Annotated in this window: 15 protein-coding genes; 7 read left to right on the top strand and 8 right to left on the bottom strand. The window is 68.3% G+C overall.

What is annotated here, in order from left to right; genetic code table 11:
* From HLA91_RS11350 to mtrA, 4 genes are all read right to left on the bottom strand, one after another.
* Entirely contained in the window at positions 1-741 is a 741-nt protein-coding gene (locus HLA91_RS11350) for a ComF family protein (RefSeq protein ID WP_170274761.1), read from the bottom strand.
* Between the two features lie 72 nt (positions 742-813).
* A complete protein-coding gene (locus HLA91_RS11345; RefSeq protein ID WP_170274760.1) occupies positions 814-2,508 on the bottom strand; it encodes an LpqB family beta-propeller domain-containing protein in 1,695 nt (564 codons plus the stop codon).
* Entirely contained in the window at positions 2,495-4,216 is a 1,722-nt protein-coding gene (mtrB, locus tag HLA91_RS11340) for an MtrAB system histidine kinase MtrB (RefSeq protein ID WP_338076746.1), read from the bottom strand. The genes HLA91_RS11345 and mtrB overlap by 14 nt, the downstream gene beginning before the upstream one ends.
* Positions 4,213-4,893, bottom strand: coding sequence for an MtrAB system response regulator MtrA (gene mtrA / locus HLA91_RS11335; RefSeq protein WP_102162867.1), 681 nt, complete (start codon positions 4,891-4,893; stop codon positions 4,213-4,215). The genes mtrB and mtrA overlap by 4 nt, the downstream gene beginning before the upstream one ends.
* A gap of 213 nt (positions 4,894-5,106) precedes the next feature.
* On the opposite strand from mtrA, the gene HLA91_RS11330 reads away from it, so the two are divergent.
* The 5 genes from HLA91_RS11330 (at position 5,107) to HLA91_RS11310 (ending at position 10,790) form a co-directional block, all read left to right on the top strand.
* Positions 5,107-6,222, top strand: a complete 1,116-nt coding sequence (locus HLA91_RS11330; protein WP_170274758.1) for a DUF7544 domain-containing protein — start codon at positions 5,107-5,109, stop codon at positions 6,220-6,222.
* Positions 6,219-6,944, top strand: coding sequence for a DUF4129 domain-containing protein (locus tag HLA91_RS11325; RefSeq protein WP_170274757.1), 726 nt, complete (start codon positions 6,219-6,221; stop codon positions 6,942-6,944). Before HLA91_RS11330 ends, HLA91_RS11325 begins: the two co-directional genes overlap by 4 nt.
* Positions 6,941-8,185: a DUF4350 domain-containing protein gene (locus HLA91_RS11320; protein ID WP_170274756.1), complete on the top strand. Its 1,245-nt coding sequence runs from the start codon at positions 6,941-6,943 to the stop codon at positions 8,183-8,185. Before HLA91_RS11325 ends, HLA91_RS11320 begins: the two co-directional genes overlap by 4 nt.
* Positions 8,186-8,379: 194 nt before the next feature.
* A complete protein-coding gene (locus tag HLA91_RS11315; protein WP_239557219.1) occupies positions 8,380-9,501 on the top strand; it encodes an AAA family ATPase in 1,122 nt (373 codons plus the stop codon).
* The gene (locus tag HLA91_RS11310) at positions 9,498-10,790 is read left to right on the top strand and encodes a DUF58 domain-containing protein (protein ID WP_170274755.1); all 1,293 of its coding nucleotides are present in this window, start codon (positions 9,498-9,500) and stop codon (positions 10,788-10,790) included. The genes HLA91_RS11315 and HLA91_RS11310 overlap by 4 nt, the downstream gene beginning before the upstream one ends.
* Before the next feature lie 76 nt (positions 10,791-10,866).
* Here HLA91_RS11310 and HLA91_RS11305 read toward each other — a convergent pair whose 3' ends face one another.
* Positions 10,867-11,865: a stage II sporulation protein M gene (locus HLA91_RS11305; RefSeq protein WP_170274754.1), complete on the bottom strand. Its 999-nt coding sequence runs from the start codon at positions 11,863-11,865 to the stop codon at positions 10,867-10,869.
* Positions 11,866-12,118: 253 nt separating this feature from the next.
* Between HLA91_RS11305 and HLA91_RS11300 the strand changes: the two genes are divergently transcribed.
* Positions 12,119-13,699, top strand: a complete 1,581-nt coding sequence (locus HLA91_RS11300) for an HNH endonuclease signature motif containing protein (protein WP_170274753.1) — start codon at positions 12,119-12,121, stop codon at positions 13,697-13,699.
* A gap of 206 nt (positions 13,700-13,905) precedes the next feature.
* Positions 13,906-14,826 carry an RDD family protein gene (locus HLA91_RS11295; protein ID WP_259854992.1) on the top strand — a complete coding sequence of 307 codons (921 nt, stop codon included), beginning with the start codon at positions 13,906-13,908 and terminating at the stop codon, positions 14,824-14,826.
* On the opposite strand, the gene ahcY is transcribed toward HLA91_RS11295, so the two are convergent.
* Genes ahcY through HLA91_RS11280 form a run of 3 tightly spaced genes read right to left on the bottom strand, consistent with a single transcriptional unit; the run spans position 14,820 to position 18,052 of the window.
* On the bottom strand, positions 14,820-16,271 hold the full coding sequence (gene ahcY / locus HLA91_RS11290; protein WP_102162859.1) for an adenosylhomocysteinase: 1,452 nt from the start codon (positions 16,269-16,271) through the stop codon (positions 14,820-14,822). The genes HLA91_RS11295 and ahcY overlap by 7 nt on opposite strands.
* 15 nt (positions 16,272-16,286) lie before the next feature.
* On the bottom strand, positions 16,287-17,720 hold the full coding sequence (locus HLA91_RS11285; RefSeq protein WP_170274752.1) for a phosphohexomutase domain-containing protein: 1,434 nt from the start codon (positions 17,718-17,720) through the stop codon (positions 16,287-16,289).
* Entirely contained in the window at positions 17,720-18,052 is a 333-nt protein-coding gene (locus HLA91_RS11280; protein ID WP_165883309.1) for a DUF3499 domain-containing protein, read from the bottom strand. The genes HLA91_RS11285 and HLA91_RS11280 overlap by 1 nt, the downstream gene beginning before the upstream one ends.
* Positions 18,053-18,060 lie beyond the last annotated feature (8 nt).

Below are 18,060 nucleotides of genomic sequence, written 5' to 3'. Positions count from 1 at the left end.
TCAGCGCTCGAGGGAACCACTGCCGGGGGCGAGTGCGATCACAGCTGTTCCACATGGCAGGATGCCGCCGGTGCGCAGCGCGCGTGCCGACTCGGCAAGGGTTGCCCCGGTGGTGCAGATGTCGTCGATGAGGATCGTGGTCGCCTCCGACAGCGCGTGCCGGGCCCGAGGTGTCAGGCGGGTGTCGAGTGCGTGGGAGCCGCGCACGTTGCGGCGCCGGCTGCGGGCGCCGAAGCCGACCTGGTCGCGGTGCCGCCTGACTGTCAGCAGCTCGGCGGTGTGCACCCGCAGCCCGTCGGTGTTCAGCAGATCTGCGGCGGCCGCGCACAGCTGGGCGACGTGGTTGCCGTCGCGTGCCCGGCGCGCCCGCGGTGTGGCCGGGACCGGGACGAGGATGACGAGCCTGCCGGGTGCCGGGGTCTCCTGCAGGCAGGCGGTGAGCGACCGGGCCAGCTGCAGGCCGAGCAGCGGGGCGAGGTCCTTCCGGCCTGATTCCTTGAAGGCCACCAGCGCTGCCCGCAGCACCCCGGTGTAGGGCCCTGCGGCGGTGACAGCTGCGGTGCCGTAGCGCGGCACCGCGGTGATGGTCTCGGTGGCCATCCCGGTCAGGCAGTGTCCGCACACGGAGACGGTGTCGGCCCCGCAGCCCACGCAGGCGCGCGGGATGACGAGCTCGGCGAGCTCATCGGCGGCTGCGGCCGCCCACGCTGTGACCGGGCCCCGTGCCCGAGGTGCGCCCATCGTCCCAGCCTGCCCGGCGCCTCGGGCGCGGGCAACGGGGAGACGGCGTTTGTGACCTCAGGTCGGCGGCCGTCAGCCCGGCGCTGCCGGGTCGTAGGTCTGGGCGTCGACGAGCTTCTGCCACGAGCCTGCCCCGTAGCTGTAGATCTCGCCGTCAGCGGTGCCGACGCGCACGGAGCGCTGTTCCTCACCGGAGGTGATCTGCGTGCCGCCCTCGATCGAGCCGAGCGAGGTCGAGGGCCCGGAGACCGGCACGGACAGCGGTTCGACGCTCGTGCCCTGTTCGGCGCCGAGCAGGACGAGGGCGTCGTAGCCGAACCAGGAGAAGTCAGTGATCTTCGAGAAGCCCGTCGCCACCTGCAGGGGCGTCGCCGAGGACACCCCGGTCGGGGCGCCCTGGGAGTCCCGGGAGATGCCGACGACCTCCAGACGGGTGTCGTCGCCGTCGCTGCTGAGCACTGCCAGGCGGGTGCCGTCGGGTGAGACGCCGATGCTCGTCACCGTGCGGCCGCCCAGGAACGGGACCGCCACCTCGGTGAGGTCGCTGTTGCGGCTGATGGCCTGGATATTGCCGTCGGAGGCCGTCTCCGCCGCCCACAGCCAGCCCTCCTTGTCGAAGGACAGGCTGGCGTAGCTCTCACCGCGCAGCACCTCCTCGTCGTTGAGACGGTCGGCGAACAGGCGCCGCACAGCCTGCGCGTCGTCGGCGATGTAGGCGTACATCGACTCGTCGAGGGCGATCGCAGGCCGGGCCGCTCCGTCGACGAGCTGCGGGGCCCCGTCGATCGGCTCGATGGTGGTGCCGAGGATGCGCACGAGCCGCCGGTCGGAGATCGCGATCGGGTTGCCGGAGATGTTCAGCGTGGTGGGCACATCGGGCAGGGAGCCGTAGTCGAGTTCGCCGCTCGTGCCGGAGACCCGCGCCGCGGTGATCGACCCGACTTCTTTGAGCGTTGTCTGGATCTGCATCGCGATCCGCCCGTTGGTGCGCTCATCCAGGCCCGAGGCAGTCGCAGACAGTTCGACGCGGGCGACGCCGTCGGAGACGGCAACGGAGCGCGGGTCGAGCTGGGTGCCGTCGGGGATCGCGGAGACGACGGCACCGGTGAGGTAGTCGGCCGGGCCGCCGAGCAGCTCGGTCATGATCTCACTGGCCGTCGCCGGTGAGCGGATGAACCAGCGGGTGTCGGGCACGAGCAGCTCGTAACCCGGTGAGTAGAAGTACAGCGGGTAGGGCTGGAACAGGGTCGAGAAGTTCACGGCGGTGAGCACCATGCCCGCCGGGGCCTGCGAGATCCGCCATTCGCCGTTGACCTGCCGCAGCGTGAAGTCCATATCGACCTGGGTGCCGCGGGCCGATTCGCGGTAGATGCGGCGGTCGTCGAGCACACCGCCGACCGGGATCGTCAGCGACACCGACTGCGAGTCGGTGGTGACCTCGCTCGTCACCGAATCCAGTGTGCGCCCAGGCTGCAGCACAGTGACCGAGGACAGCGGGTTCCATTCGTCGGCGAAGCTGTCGGTGAGGTAGGAGCGGGCGACTTCGAAGTTGTTGCTGTAGCCGGCTCCGGCGGCGAGGAACCCGCGGACGATCTCGTTCGGGCTCTGCCCGGGGACAGGACCGTCGGGATCAATGCGCGACTGGACGTGCGGGTCATCGCCCCTGACGTCACGGTGGCCGACCGATCCGTCCTTCGGGATCGAAGCGCAGCCGGAGATGAGGAACACGGCTGTGAGGATGGCGGCGAGCAGGCTACGCGGTCTCATCGCTGGCCTCCTGGGTCTCGACGACGATCGGGATGCTGCCGGTCTGGATGCGCAGCGAACCGTCCGAGGTGGCCGGTCCTGCCACGAGTGCGGTGCCGCCGACGCGTGCATCGGCCGGCGGCAGCGGCAGCGGCGAGGTGGTGATCGACTGGCCCTCCCGGCGCGGGATCGTGAGCCGGAAGCACGAGCCCTCCCCGGCCCGGCCCCAGGCCTGCAGCCAGCCGCCGTGCAGGTGGGCGTCCTCCAGGGAGATCGCCAGGCCGAGCCCGGAGCCGCCGAGCGTGCGGCGGCGAGACGGGTCGGCCCGCCAGAACCGGTCGAAGACGTGCTCGACCTGCTCCTCTGTCATGCCCACCCCGTGGTCGCGCACGCTCACGGCCACCGCCTCGGCGTTGGCGGCGACGAACACGTCGATCCGGCGCTGCTCGCCGTGCTCGATGGCGTTGACGATGAGGTTGCGGACCACCCGGTTGATGCGCACCCGGTCGATCTCGGCCATGACCGGGGCCGAGGGAGCGTGCAGCACGATGCGGGTGTCGGCGTGATCGGCGACCATCGACAGCGTGTCGATGACCCCGGAAACGACCTCGCACACATCGGCTGGCTTCGTCACCAGCTGGGCGGCACCGGCGTCGTGGCGGGAGATCTCCAGCAGATCATTCAACAGCGCCTCGAAGCGCTCGACCTGCGAGTTGAGCAGCTCGGCGATGCGGCGATGGGATTCGTCGAGCTCGTCGCGGGACTCGTAGATTACGTCCGAGGCCATCTGGATGGTGGTGAGCGGGGTGCGCAGCTCGTGGGACACGTCGGAGACGAACTGGCGCTGCAGCACCGTCAGCTGCTCCATGCGGATGATCTGGTCCTGCAGCGTGTCGGCCATGTCGTTGAAGCTCTGCGCCAGGGTGGCGATCTCGTCGTTGCCCTGAACCGGCATGCGCTGGTCGAGGTCGCCGTCGGAGAGCTTGCGGGCCACCTCGGAGCCGGTGCGCACCGGGACGACGACGAGCCGGGTGACGAGCCAGGCGACCGCGCCGACGAGCACCACGAGCACGAGGGCGGCGACGATGAACACCCGCTGGACGAAGTCGAGCGTGTTCTGCTCCTCCTGCAGGTCGGCGACGACGTAGAGGTCGAACTGGCCGGCAGAGGGCACGGTCACCTGCTGGGCGAGGATGAGACCCGGTGAGCTGCCAGGTCCAGGCAGTTCGACGGACTGGTAGAGCTGTTCGCCGGCCTGCGCCTGGGACACAGCGTTGCGGAACGCATCCGGCATCGCCGAGGGAGCGATCGCCTCGCGCCCGGAAACGACCGCGGTCGTCGGCTGGACCTGGGAGGAGCGCTCCCGCGGTTCCAGCGCGATCGAGCGCAGCGGGGTCGGGGACCGGGAGAGCATCCCGCGCAGCTGGACGTTGAGGCTTTCGGACAGCGCGCTGTCGTCCTCACCTGGGGACAGCGATTCGAGCTCACCGGCATAGCCGGACATCTGCGTCGAGACCGAGGACAGCTTCGCTTCGAACAGGCCGCGGGAGATCTGCTGGGCCATGAAGCTGCCGACGCCGTAGACGGCGATGATGGTGAGCAGGATGGTGAGCACGACGATGCGCAGCTGCAGCGAGCGGGTGAAAGCCGCTGCGAGGAACCGGTAGATCCGCATGAGGCCGCCCCAGGCGCTCCGGCCCAGTCGCACGGCCGATGCGGAGCGACTCACGAAGCCTGGCCCGCCTTGTAGCCGACACCGCGGACGGTGACGACGATGTCGGGCTTCTCCGGATCCTTCTCGATCTTCGAGCGCAGCCGCTGGACGTGGACGTTGACGAGCCGGGTGTCAGCGGCGTGCCGATAGCCCCACACCTCCTCGAGCAGGGTCTCGCGCGAGAACACCTGCCAGGGTTTGCGGGCGAGCGCGACGAGCAGGTCGAACTCCAGCGGGGTCAGCGACACCGGTTTGCCGCCCTTCGTCACGGTGTGCCCGGCGACGTCGATCGAGACGTCGCCGACGTTGAGCACCTCGGGCGCGGAGGGCTCTGACATCCGCAGGCGGGCGCGCACGCGCGCGACGAGCTCCTTGGGCTTGAACGGCTTGGGCACGTAGTCATCGGCACCGGATTCGAGTCCGAGGACGACGTCGACGGTGTCGGACTTGGCGGTGAGCATGATGATCGGCACCCCGGACTCCTCACGGATCTCCCGGCACACCTCGAGGCCGTCCTTGCCGGGCAGCATGAGGTCGAGCAGGATGAGGTCGGGCCTGACACTGTGGAAGGCCTCCATCGCACCATCGCCGGTGGCGCAGAAGTGCGGGTCGAAGCCCTCGCTCTTGAGCACAATGCCGATCATCTCCGCCAGCGCGGTGTCATCGTCGATTACCAGGATCCGTGCGTTCATAGCATCCATTGTCACCTATCCGGCTGAGAAGTCAGCGCAGGGGGCGGCAGGTGTCGGCAGGTTCACACGGTGAGTCTGCATGACGGGCCCGCGTGGCGCGCCTGCTGGTCCGGCGCCGAGGCGGTGATGCAAGTGAGTGCCCGAATGTCGCCTGCGTGCCGGGGTCGTGTGCATAGAATGGGGCGTGATCTGACCCCAAGGCAGGAGGTGCCGTTGTTCGTCACCGACCGCGCCGCCTGGGATGCGCAGACGGATTGGACGACCGGCCGCTGGCAGCCGCGCAGCCAGACCCGCACCCGCCCCGCCTGGCAGCCGGCGCCGAAGCCCGGGGTGCTGTCGAAGCGGCCGATGCGCTTCGCCGAGTCACTCGATGCCGGGTTCCGGCTGCTGCGCTTCAGCCCCGGGGTCTCAGTCGGCACTGCGATGATCGTGCTGACGCTGTTCCTGCTGGCCGTCAGCGCCGCTGTGGCCGGGCTCATCTGGCTGAGCTTCGGCTATCTCGTCGGGGTCTTCGCCAGCTCCGATGCCGCCGGTGGGCTGTCCTTCCTCATGCAGTTCGCAGCCTCCGCGGTCTCGCTGCTCTCACTGTGCTTCCTTCACTTCCTCTCCGGGCTGCTCTCGATCCCTGCCCGGCAGGCCTTCTTCACCCCGCCCGGTGGGCGTGCGGTCGATGCGCGCGGGCAGAAGACGACGACCCTGCGCCGCACATGGGGGATGCTCGCCGGCCAGCGGCTGCGCCTCATCGCCGCCACCGCCCTGCTCGGCGGGGCGCACTTCGCAGCCCTGGCGCTGCTGCTCGCCCCCGGCGTCATCATCGCGGTGTTCACCTCACAGGCCGTCATTGGGTTCCTGCTCGCCGGCCTCGGGGCGCTCGGCTGGGTCGTGTTCACCGTCTTCTTCATGGTCCGCACCGCCTTCGTCGGCTGCGCGATCGCCGTCGAGCGGATGACGATCCGGCAGGCCTTCGCCCGCTCCTGGCAGCTCACGCGCCGCCGCTTTTGGGCCACCACCGGCACCCTGCTGCTGTCGTGCTACCTGTCCTCGCAGCTCATCAGCATCATCGTCTCCCCGCTGCTGCTCATCTTCTTCATCGCCGCGATCGTCATCTCGCTGACCATCCTCGACTCCGGCAGCGCCGAGACCTTCGGCGCCGTCGTGATCGCCACCCTCACGATCCTCGGGCTCGCGCTCACCTCGGCGGCGACCGCGGTCCTCTACGCCTACCAGTCCGGGGTCATCACCGGCCTGTACTTCGACCGTCGGATGCGCTTCGAAGGCTATGACCTCCTGCTGCTGCGCGAGGCCGAGGAGCTGGATCGCAGCACATGAGCACTCCCCTGGCCCCTGAGCGCGATGAGGCCCGCCGCTGGGCTGAGAAGAAGCTGTCCGAACCGGATTACCGCGACGCCGACCTGTCCCCGCTGGAGAAGCTCGGCCGGGCCATCGACCGGTTCTTCGACGGGCTCATCAGCAGCGCTGCCGCGATCGACTCGCCGTGGACGCTGCTCGTCATCGCCGCACTCATCATCGGGCTCGTCGTGCTCGTCATCTGGCGGGTCCGCCGCGGCACCAGCGGCGGCGTCGACCTCGCCGCCTTCGACCCCGCCCAGCGGGCCGAGACGATCAACCCGCAGGCCTTCTGGGACGCCGCGCATGCGGCAGCCGCCGGGGGTGACTACACGCTGGCAGTGCAGAACGGAGTGCGGGCGATCTTCGCCCAGTTCGTTTCGCTGAGTCTCATCGACATGACCGCCGCCTCGACCGCCTCGGAGCTGGCCCGCGCGGCCGCTTCTGCCTGCCCGCCGGCCACCGCCGATGCGCATGCCGCCGGTGGGCTGTTCGACGCCGTGACCTTCGGCGAAGCCCAAGCCACAGCCGCTGACTGGCAGGACCTGCTCGCCCGCGCCGAGCGGATCACCGCCGCTACCTCCCAGGCCGTCTCCACGCGGTCCGCCGCCTCGGGAGCCGCCAGCTCGGCCACCGCCTCGGGCGCGGAGCCTGCGCAGGCGACCACCGCCTCGGGCGCGGGCAGCGGGGAGGCCGGCGCATGAGCACGAGTCTCGACCTCGCCGTACGCGGCACGACTGCGCACACCGGGCCGGGCCGGGTCGACCGGCTGCGCAGCGGCACCCGGGCGGCAGCACTGTGGGTCATCGCCGCGGTTGTCATCCTGGTGACCGCGATCGGTGGGTTCTTCCTCTCGATCCTCGATGAGGAGACCGGCGAGCTGCACCCGGAGTCCGTGCAGCCCTCGGGCACGAAGGCGCTCATGGACATCCTGCGCGAGCGCGGCGTCGAGGTCACGGTCACCGAATCCAGGCAGGAGGCGCGCACGGCCGCCGCAGGGGCAGACACCACGGTGCTCTACCTCGACGTTGAGGGCAACGGCGAGACCGAGACGCGCGAAGAGCTCGGCGAGGCGGTGCGCTCCGGCGGCAATTCGCTCGTGCTCGCCGATCCCGGTTATGACGTCGAGGACTTCACCCCAGCACTGCGGATGGCGCCCTATTTCGAGAACGAGGCGCAGAACGAGCTGCTGCAGCCCGGCTGCCAATCCCCGGCCGCCGTGGCCGCCGGGCAGCTGCGCGGCGCCGATGGCTTCTACGCGGCCTCGCCGGGATACGAAGACGCAGTCACCACCTGCTACGCGTTCCCCGGCGTCCCGCCGGATTCGGGTGCCTATGCCCGCGCCGAGGCGGGCGGCGCCGATGTCACGGTGCTCGGTGCGCGGGCGTGGATGACGAACGCCGAGCTTGACGAGGAGGGTCATGCCGCGCTCATGCTGCACGCGCTTGGCCAGCACGAGAACCTCGTCGTCTATCTGCCGCAGGCCGGCGACCAGCCCTCGGCCAGCGAGGAGGAGACACCGGATGCGCTGACCTTCATCCCGCCGTGGTTCGGGGTCGCGCTGCTGTGGCTCATCCCGCTCACCGCCGCACTGCTGTGGTGGCGGGTCCGGCGCTTCGGGCCGCTGGCTGTCGAACGACTGCCGGTCGTCGTCCCGCCGGTTGAGACCGTGCACGGCCGCGCCGCACTCATGCAGCGGGCCGGGGCCCGCACCGCATCGCTGCACTCGCTGCGCACAGCTTCACTGCTGCGCATCGCCGCGCGGCTCACCCGGCCCTCCCAGGAGCGGCCCGAGCAGCTGTGCGCTGCGATCGCCGCCCACACCGGCCGCGACCTGGCCGAAGTCCGCTACGCCTATCTTGAGGGAGTGCCGGCCAACGACCGGCAGCTCTCCGACATCGCCGTCCTCATCACCGCCATCGAAAGCGAGGTCTCCCCGACATGACCGACACTCCCCACCATCCGCAGCAGCCCGGCCAGCAGCCGGGACAGCCCGCTGGTCCGTTCGGGTCGGGCGGTCAGCCGGGCGGGCCCGGCGTACCGGTCGGCAGCCAGCCCGGTGGTCCGGTCGGCAGTCAGCCCGGTGTGCAGCCGGGTCAGGCGCCGCTGCCGCCACAACACGCACCCCAGACCGGGCAGATGCCGATCCAGCAGCCCGGCCAGCAACCGGGGCACGCGCCGGCTCCCGGACAGATGCCAGGCCAGCCGCACGGCCAGGTGCCGGCCCACGGCCAGGCGACCACCGCCTCGGGCACGGTGCAGCCGGGACTTAACGAGCGACTGGCCGCCGAACACCAGCTGGCCGACCGCGATCACGAGCTGCGCGAGCGGTTCCTCGCGGTGCGCACGGAGGTCGGCAAGGCGGTCGTCGGCCAGCATGAGGCCGTCGACGGGATCCTGCTGGCCCTGCTGTGCCACGGGCATGTGCTGCTCGAAGGCGTGCCCGGCGTGGCGAAGACGCTGCTCGTGCGCGCGCTGGCTGAGGCGCTCGAACTCGACTCGACGCGCGTGCAGTTCACCCCCGATCTCATGCCCGGCGATGTGACCGGCTCGATGATCTACGACACCCGCTCAGGCGACTTCGAGTTCCGCGAAGGCCCGGTGTTCACCAACCTGCTCATCGCCGATGAGATCAACCGCACCCCGCCGAAGACCCAGTCCGCACTGCTGGAGGCGATGGAGGAGCGGCAGGTCTCCGTCGACGGGCAGACCCGCCGGCTGCCCCAGCCGTTCGTCGTCGCCGCGACCCAGAACCCGATCGAGCACGACGGCACCTACCCCCTGCCCGAAGCGCAGCTCGACCGGTTCCTCTTCAAGCTCATGCTCACGCTGCCCGAGCGCGAGACCGAGCTTGACATCCTCACCCGCCACGCCCACGGCTTCGACGGCCGGCGCCTGTCCGATGCCGGGATCGAGCGCGTCGCCGATGCTGCGACGATCCTGGAGGCCGGGAAGCGGGTCGGTGACATCTACGTCGATCCCGAGGTGCTCGGTTACATCGTCGACCTCGTGCAGGCCACCCGCAGCGCACCGTCGTTCGCGATGGGCATCTCCCCGCGCGGCGGCACCCGGCTGCTGGCCGCAGCCCAGGCGCAGGCGTGGATGTCCGGGCGCGGGTTCGTCACCCCCGATGACGTCAAGACGCTCATCTCGCCGGCCTTCCGCCACCGCGTCATGCTGCGGCCGGAGGCGCAGATGGACGGCATCACCGTCGACCAGGTGCTCGCCTCGATCATCGACACCACCCGCGTGCCGCGATGATCGTCACCTGGCGCTTCGTCGTCCTCGTCGCGCTGGCGGCGATCCCGGTCATGGTCTTCCCCAGTTGGGGAACCACCGGCATCGCCTTAGGCTCTGTGCTGCTCGTGGCGTTCCTCGACTGGCTGGTCACCGCTTCGCCTGCGACGATCCGGCTGCAGCGCACCCCCGGCCGGCGCGTGCGGCTGGGCCATGAGACGGACTCGACGCTGACGGTCATCAATGCCGGTAAGTGGGCCGCCAGTCTGCACATCCGCGATGCCTGGCCGCCGTCGGCAGGTGCTAAGGACAACCGGCTGCGGGTTCGGCTGGCAGCCGGTGAGCAGCATGAGCACGTGACACGGCTGGTGCCCACCCGCCGAGGTGAGCTGCCGGCCGATCTCGTCACCGTCCGGGTGGCCTCGCCGCTGCGTCTGTCTCTCCGTCAGCAGTCGGTCGAGGTGCCGGCGGCGATCCGCGTCTTGCCGCCGTTCGTCTCCCGCAAGCACCTGCCGTCCAAGCTCGCGCGGCTGCGTGAGCTCGACGGGCGCACCCTGCTCATGACCCGCGGCATGGGCACCGAGTTCGACTCGCTGCGCGAATACGTCCGCGGCGACGACGTCCGCTCAATCGACTGGCGGGCCACCGCCCGCGCCCAGCACCTCATGGTCAAGACGTGGCGGCCCGAACGCGACCGCCGGGTCGTCATAGTCCTCGACTCCTCGCGCCTGGCCGCCCGCCGGATGGGCGACGGCACCGCCTTCGATGCCGCGATGGAGGCCGCAATGCTCCTCGGAGCGCTGGCTTCCGGAGGCGGCGACCGCGTCGACATCCTCGTCGCCGATGCGCGCGTGCGCCGGCACATCGGCCCGATCTCCGGATCCGATCCGCTCGGCATCATGACCAACGATTTAGCCGATGTGTTCCCCGAGCTCATCGACGCCGACTGGAACGAGATCGTCACCCAGACGCTGCGGCTGAGCACGCAGCGGGCCTTCGTCGTCTTCCTCACCGCCCTCGATGAGCGGACCATCGCCCAGGACATGCTGCCGGCTCTGCCGGTGCTGCGCGCCCGGCACCGGCTGGCGATCGCCTCGGTCGCCGATCCCGACCTCGGCGACCTCGCATCCCAGGTCTACTCCCCCGCCCAGGTCTACCGCGCCGCAGCCGCCGAGCACGACCTGCTCGCCGCCCGCTCACTCGGCCATGCCCTCTCCGACGCCGGCATCCACACCGTGCACGCCGAGCCCGAGGACCTCGCCCCGCAGCTGGCCGACCTCTACATCTCACTCAAGGCAAGCGGCAAGCTCTAACCGGTCACCGGCACCGAGGTGAGGCACGCCTCGGGCGCGGTTCCTCGCCACCCGGCCCGGCGCCTCGGGCGCGGGATCAGCGGTCTGTGGCGACGATGTCGTAGCCTGCCTTGTCCGAGGACACGTCCCCGCTCAGGCCCGCCTTGAGCGCAGGGCGGCCGAAGTAGATCGCATAGGCGAAGATCGCCGCCGTCAGCAGGATCCCGGAGCCCATGCGGATGACGTTGGGCAGCTCGGAAGGGGTGATGAAGCCCTCGATGAGCCCGGAGAAGAACAGATAGATGATGAGGCCGAGGCCGACGGTGATGGTCGTGCGGGCTTCCCGCGCCAAGCGGGTGCGCCGCAGCTCCGGGCCGGGGACGACCCAGGCGACGCAGATGCGCAGGCCGGCAGCGGCGGCGATGAGGATGCCGGTGATCTCGGGGATGCCGTGGGGCAGGATGTAGTAGAAGAAGTCCCCGCCCTTGTCGAACTCGAACATGATCGCCCCGGAGATGCCGACGTTGACGGCGTTGACGATGAGCCCGTAGATGACGTAGATCCCGGTGATGCCCAGGGCCACCCACTGCAGCGCGATCCAGGCGTTGTTCGTCCACACACCGACGGCGAAGACCTCGTTGCGGTGCTCGAAGTAGTACTCCTTGAAGTCGCGTTCGGCCAGCTGGCGGCGCATCTCCTCATCAGCAAGGGCCGGCAGCACGCCGGGCGTGTGGTAGGCCCAGAGGGTCGTGAGCACGGAGATGCCGACGAAGAAGACGAAGGTGAAGACGAAGAACCACCGCAGCCGGTAGAGCGCGGCCGGCAGCGAGATGGTGAAGAACCGCGCGAGCGCCCCGCCTGCCCCGGTCGGCACGCCCGTGAGCTGGGTGCGCGAGCGGTGCACGATGTTCGACAGCCGTACCGAGATCTCCGAGTCCGGGGCGACCGTCTGGATGCGCGAGAGGTCCTTCGACGCCGCCCGGTACAGGCGCAGGAACTCCTCAGCCTCATGGGGACTGAGGGTGTTCTTCTTCGCCAGGCGCGACAGGCGCTCCCATTCGCCAGCGTGGCGTTCGGCGACGAGTGCGGGGTCCATAGGATCCCAGCATAACCGCAAGTGAGGGGTGCCTCCGGCGGGCAGGCCGCAGGCCGTGCCCGAGGTGGTGGTTGCGGTGGTGCTCGCGGGAAGGGATGTCAGTGGGTGCTGGCAGACTGAGATTAGATTCGAAGCAGGCATATGTTTATGTGAGTTTCATGTGAACGCAGTCGAAACTATTGTTCCAGCATATCGAACACACTTAGACTTAAAACAACAAAGATCACGGTAGATCACAAGGGAGGTGGCCGCGATGCTCGTGGAAGAACAGGTCATCACGACCCGCCGCAACGATACAGTGGTCGACACGTCTGATTTCGCTGACTGCCTCTACCGGCTGAAATCCACCAACCGGGACATCGACGACCGCCGCATGACTGGGCTTGGATTCCTCTTTGATGCTTTCCTCGCCCGTGCGGCTTCCGATTCACCAGAGGATGTCTCCCTGCAGGTCGATGCGGTCCGTGAGCTCGCGGCTGACCCGCGTGCGCTCGGCCGCCCGGACCGTGACGGCACGGACTTTAAGAACGAGGCCGAGCAGCGCCGGAACGCCTACGCCTGGCTTGTTGAACGGACAGCGTCGACGTCGCTGATGCACATGGCAGACGCACTCGATACCACCGTGAAGCATGTTCGCTCCCGTGTGCAGGTCGCTGCAGCAGGACTCGTCGGGCTGCCAGCCTTCACGTCCCTAGCTAGAGCCGGGGTCATCGGCTACGACAGGTATCTTCACGGCGCCCGGCGCGCCACGAGTCTGGAGCCTGAGCATCTGGCGGACTTCGATGCCGGGCTTGTCCGGATCCGGGTGTCGGATATGACGACGTTCAAACGAGCAGTCACGCAACTGATTTCCACACTCGTTACGCGCGAGGAACGCGCGAAAGAAGTCCGGGATCGCCGCACCGTTGAGACCTACTACGAGCCGCACGGGTTGGGGATCCTCATCGCCCGCGGCCCATCCCACCAGATCGCGCTCTTAGAAGCGCGGTTGGCTGGCATGGCCCGCAGCGTCATCAAGGGCCTCGGCGCACCACTTGGGGTGCCCGAAGGACGCGAGATCGTGGACGACCGGGGGATGGGTGAGCTGATGTTCGACTTCCTCACCGGCTCCCAACCTGCAGGCACGCTGACCACACAGCCCACCGACAGTGACTCCACGATTGTCGAGGCTGCCAATCCAGCCGGTATTGACGTCGACGCGACCGCTGAGAAGATCGCCGAGACTCTTGCTGAGACCGGTGTTCAGTGCCCGGTCGATAGCGAGTGGCTCAAGCGCCAAGCTCGCATCACCATCACGGTCCCGGCACTGACCCTGCTCGACAAGAACACCGACGAGGAAGACGATGCTGCACGTGTTCCGGGGATGGTCAATGGTCACCCGATCTCACCCGAGACCGCCCGCCAGCTCACCGGTACGGGGCATCCGACGGTCTACCGGATTCTGACCGACCCGACCGACGGCACTGTCCTCGATCACGCGGCCGAAACGTACACGATCCCGGAGAAGATGCGGATCGCTCTCGTGGAGAAGTGGCAGTTCTGCACTCTGCCTGGTTGTGATCGCTCCGCCGTGAAAGCAGAGCTCGATCACATCGAACCGTTCAATCATGAAGACCCTGGACGAGGTGGACCCACCTCAATGGCAAACCTCCACCCGTTGTGCCGGCAGCATCATCAGATGAAAACCGAAGACAGACTCAGAGTCACCCGCAGTCCCGACACTGGGATGCTGACCTGGACACTGCCCGGCGGACACCAACTCCAAGCAAGGCCACCGACGAATCCCATCGGACAGGCACACGCCCAACAGCTCCTGAATCTCACCACTGACTAGACCACACCGCCGCCACCGACTTACCCGAAACGATTCTCAGTCGTTTCTCTACCAGCGCTGCCTGCAGCACCACCGCAGTGACAGAACGATGTTTGATAACTCCATAGTGCCCGGCTCTACTCATGAGTGCTCCCACAAGTGAATCCTGTTGGCGGTGACCGGACCGGTCACTGGCTGGGCGTGCCCACCTGTGCCAGGATGATTGCGTGAGCTCACTTGTGACCGGCGAGGCGATCGCCCTAGACATTCGCCCAGCATCGCTGGCGATGCGCGCCGTGTCGTGTGCCATCGACTACGTCATCATCACGGTGCTCTATATCGCCGTCCTGGTCTCAGCCACGTGGTTGATAGAAGAACTCATGATCAGCGAACCCCTGATCTTCCGGACCGTTATTCTGCTGCTGTCAGTCTTCTGCCTGCTCATCGTCCCGTTCACCGTCGAGATCCTCACCCGTGGCAGGTCGATCGGAAAGCTCATCTGCGGTCTGCGCATCGTACGAGACGACGGCGGAGCGATCAGCGCACGGCATTCGTTCCTGCGTGCAATGCTCTACGGATTCGAGATCTTCGGCACCGCTGCTGGACTCGCCGCACTCGTCGGCCTGCTCTCACCGCAGTCGAAACGCCTCGGTGACTACCTGGCAGGAACCATTGCTGTCAACGAACGTGCGAAGATGCCGCCCATCGCCCAGATCCACGTACCGCCACGGCTCCATGCCTGGGCACGCAGTGCGGATATCTCTGCGATCCCCAACGGCTTGTACTACCGCATCACCCAGTTCCTCATCTCGGCACACCTGCGCGAACCCGAGTCGCGCTGGGACCGTGCCGTCGAGTTGGCCGAGGAGCTCAACCCCTACATCGCCCCTGCTCCCCCAGAGGGCACTCTGCCCGAGGAGTTCCTCGCAGCCGTCGTCGGGTGCACCCGCGCTGAGCACGCTCGGCAGATGGAGAAGACCGCTCGCACAGCCCAGCGCTTCCAGCAGCGCGTCGGCCAGCTGCCCTTCGGCCTGTCGCTCGACGCCCCACGCCCGGAGACTCACCAGCCTGGACCGGCGGCACACACGACAGGGGCTGGCCGCCAGCAGCGACCAGCCCCGTCTGTGTATTCGCAGATGACTCAGTAGCGGTAGTGCTCGGGCTTATACGGCCCTGCCACGTCGACGCCGATGTACTCGGCCTGTTCCTTCGTCAGTTCGCTCAGGTGAGCGCCGAGAGCCGGCAGATGCAGTCGCGCGACCTTCTCATCGAGTTCCTTCGCCAGCCGGTGCACACCGGCTGGGTAGTCCTCGTGCGAGGTGAACAGCTCGATCTGGGCCATCACCTGGTTCGTGAACGAGGCACTCATGACGAATGACGGGTGCCCGGTCGCGTTGCCGAGGTTGAGCAGGCGTCCCTCGGAGAGCACGATGAACGACGTCTCATTCCGATCCAGACCGGCCTCAGCCGGCACCGGCACCGTCCATTCGTGGACCTGCGGCTTGATCTCGACGACCTCGACTCCGGACTGGCGGCGCATTGCCGCCAGGTCGATCTCGTCGTCGAAGTGCCCGACGTTGCCGACGATGGCACCCGGCTTGAGAAGCGCGAGGTGCTCGGCGGTGATGACCTTCGTATTGCCCGTCGTGGTGATGATGAAGTCTGCTGAGGAGATCGCGTCCTCGGTGCGCACGACCTCGTAGCCGTCCATGGCAGCCTGTAGTGCGCAGATCGGGTCGATCTCGGTGATCTGCACCCGGGCGCCCTGCCCGCGCATCGCCTCGGCAGCGCCCTTGCCGACGTCGCCGTAGCCGATGATGAGCGCGACCTTGCCGCCGATGAGCACGTCAGTGGCGCGGTTGATGCCATCAGGCAGGGAATGGCGGATGCCGTAGCGGTTGTCGAACTTCGACTTCGTGACCGCGTCGTTGACGTTGATCGCCGGGAACTTCAGGTCACCTGCTGCAGCCATCCGGTACAGCCGGTTGACACCGGTCGTCGTCTCCTCGCTGACGCCGAGCATCTGCTCGCTCATCTTCGTGAACCGCTGGGCGTCTTCGGCAAGCGACTGGCGCACCCGGTCGAGGAAGACGTGCTTCTCCTCCGGATCGTCCTCCCCTGCCTCCGGCGCTCCGCCAGCGGCTTCTGCACGGGCACCTTCGATGAGCAGCATCGTGGCGTCCCCGCCGTCATCGAGGATGAGGTTCGGGCCGTCGGCGAACCGGAAGATCTGGTCGGTGCACCACCAGTATTCCTCCAGCGTCTCGCCCTTCCACGCGAACACCGGCACACCGTTGGGCGCCTCCGGGGTGCCGTCCCCGACGACCACGGCGGCAGCCGCCTCGTCCTGAGTGGAGAAGATGTTGCACGACGCCCAGCGCACATCAGCACCGAGCGCGGTGAGTGTTTCGATGAGGACAGCCGTCTGCACGGTCATGTGCAGGGAACCGGCGATCCGCGCTCCGGCCAGCGGCTGCGCGGCGCCGTACTCCTCGCGCAGGGCCATGAGTCCGGGCATCTCCCGTTCGGCCAGGCGGATCTGATGGCGGCCGGCTTCGGCCAGGGACAGGTCTGCGATGCGGTGGTCGAGCATGGAGATTCCTCTCGGCTATCGGCGGATGAGTTCCAGAGCTGTGGACACGAGCTGATCGGTGCGCTCCTGCGTTGGCGCCTCGCAGTTGAGGCGCACGAGCGGTTCGGTGTTAGACGGCCGGACGTTGCACCACGCCTCGGGCATCTCGATCATGACCCCGTCGAGGTCATCGACCTGGCATTCGTCGAACACGCCCTCGAAGGCGGCCTGCCGGATCCGGGCGAGTGCAGCCTCGGGGTCGTCGACAACGGAATTGATCTCCCCGGAGGCGACGTACGGGTTCCATTCGGCGACGAGCTCGCTCAGCGGCTGGGTCGTCTCGGCCAGCGCCGCGATGACGTGGCAGGCGGCAAGGATTCCGGAATCAGCGCCGTAGAAGTCGCGGAAGTAGTAGTGCGCGGAGTGCTCGCAGGCGAACACGGCATCGTGCTGGCGCATGAGCTGCTTGATCCGCGAGTGACCCACCGGCGTGCGCACGGCCTGTCCGTCGGCGGCGGTGATCGCCTCGGGCACGGCGCGTGAGGTGATGAGGTTGTGCAGCACGACCGGGGTCTCCTCGCCGCGCTCGGTGCGGGCTCGGCTGATCTCGCGGACGGCCACAAGCGCGCCGATCGCAGACGCCGAGACTGCCTCACCGTGTTCGTCGATGAAGAAGCAGCGGTCGGCATCGCCGTCGAAGGCAAGGCCCAGGTCAGCGTCGTGGCCGACGACTGCAGCCTGCACATCGCGCAGATTCGCCGGGTCGAGCGGGTTCGCCTCGTGGTTGGGGAAGGTGCCGTCGAGCTCCGTGTAGAGCCCGATGACGTCGATCGGGGCAGCCGCCAGCCCAGCTCCGGTGCCGAACACCTCGGGCAGCAGCTTGCCAGCCATCCCGTTGCCGCAGTCGGCGACGATCCGCAGCGGCCGGTCGATCGCCTCAATCCCGGTGAGCGACCGGATCCGGCGGGCGAAGGCCTCAGCGAGTTCGCTGGCGGCCGCGCCCGAGGCGACGGGCACCTGCCCAGTCGTCTCACCTGGGTGCTCAGGCGCTTCGAGGGCGAGCAGGCGGATGGCGTCGAGTCCGGAATCACGGGAGATCCCGGCGGCGGCCGGGCCGCAGATCTTGATGCCGTTCCAGTCAGCAGGATTGTGACTCGCCGTGACCATGAGGCCAGGGGCATTCCAGTGCCCGGAGGCGAAGTACAGCTGGTCCGTCGACGTCATGCCCAGCCGTGTGGCCTCGAACCCGGCTGCTTCGACCCCGGCGGCCAGCGCCTCGGCGAACCGCGGGGAGTCCGGGCGCATATCGCGGCCGATGACGACCCGGCTGCTGCCGTGCTCGCGGTGCATGACGTGGGCTGTCGCCCAGCCGATGGCGAAGACGACGTCGTCGTCGAGGTCGATGCCGATCCGGCCACGGATGTCGTAGGCCTTGAGGGCGCGCGAAAGCTGTGCGGCTCGGGTCGTCATCAGTCTCCGTTTCCGATCACACGCAGATGCCCGTGGGTGCGCCCCTCGGGCTCCGGCTTGGGTTTGGCGGCCTCGCGCACGGCGTCGGCGATCGCAAGCAGGTCATCGCGGCTGCGCTCCGGGGTCTCCTCCCCCTGCCCGAGGCGGATGAGCTGCCAGCCGACGGGTGCGGTCAGCCTCTCGGCGTGCATGCTGCACAGATCGTGGGCTCCCGGCTGGGCGTGCATGGACAGCGGACCGATGACAATACACGCATCAGCGTGGACGTATGTCAGCGTCCACGCTGCTGAACGGTTGCAGTTCATCTTCGAGCACAGTCTCACTCCAGGCACGCCACGAG

It is taken from the genome of Brevibacterium luteolum (genome assembly GCF_013004595.1).
GTDB lineage: Bacteria > Actinomycetota > Actinomycetes > Actinomycetales > Brevibacteriaceae > Brevibacterium > Brevibacterium luteolum.
The sequence above is the reverse complement of the archived record's forward strand: the minus strand, read 5'-3'. Positions and strand labels throughout refer to the sequence as shown.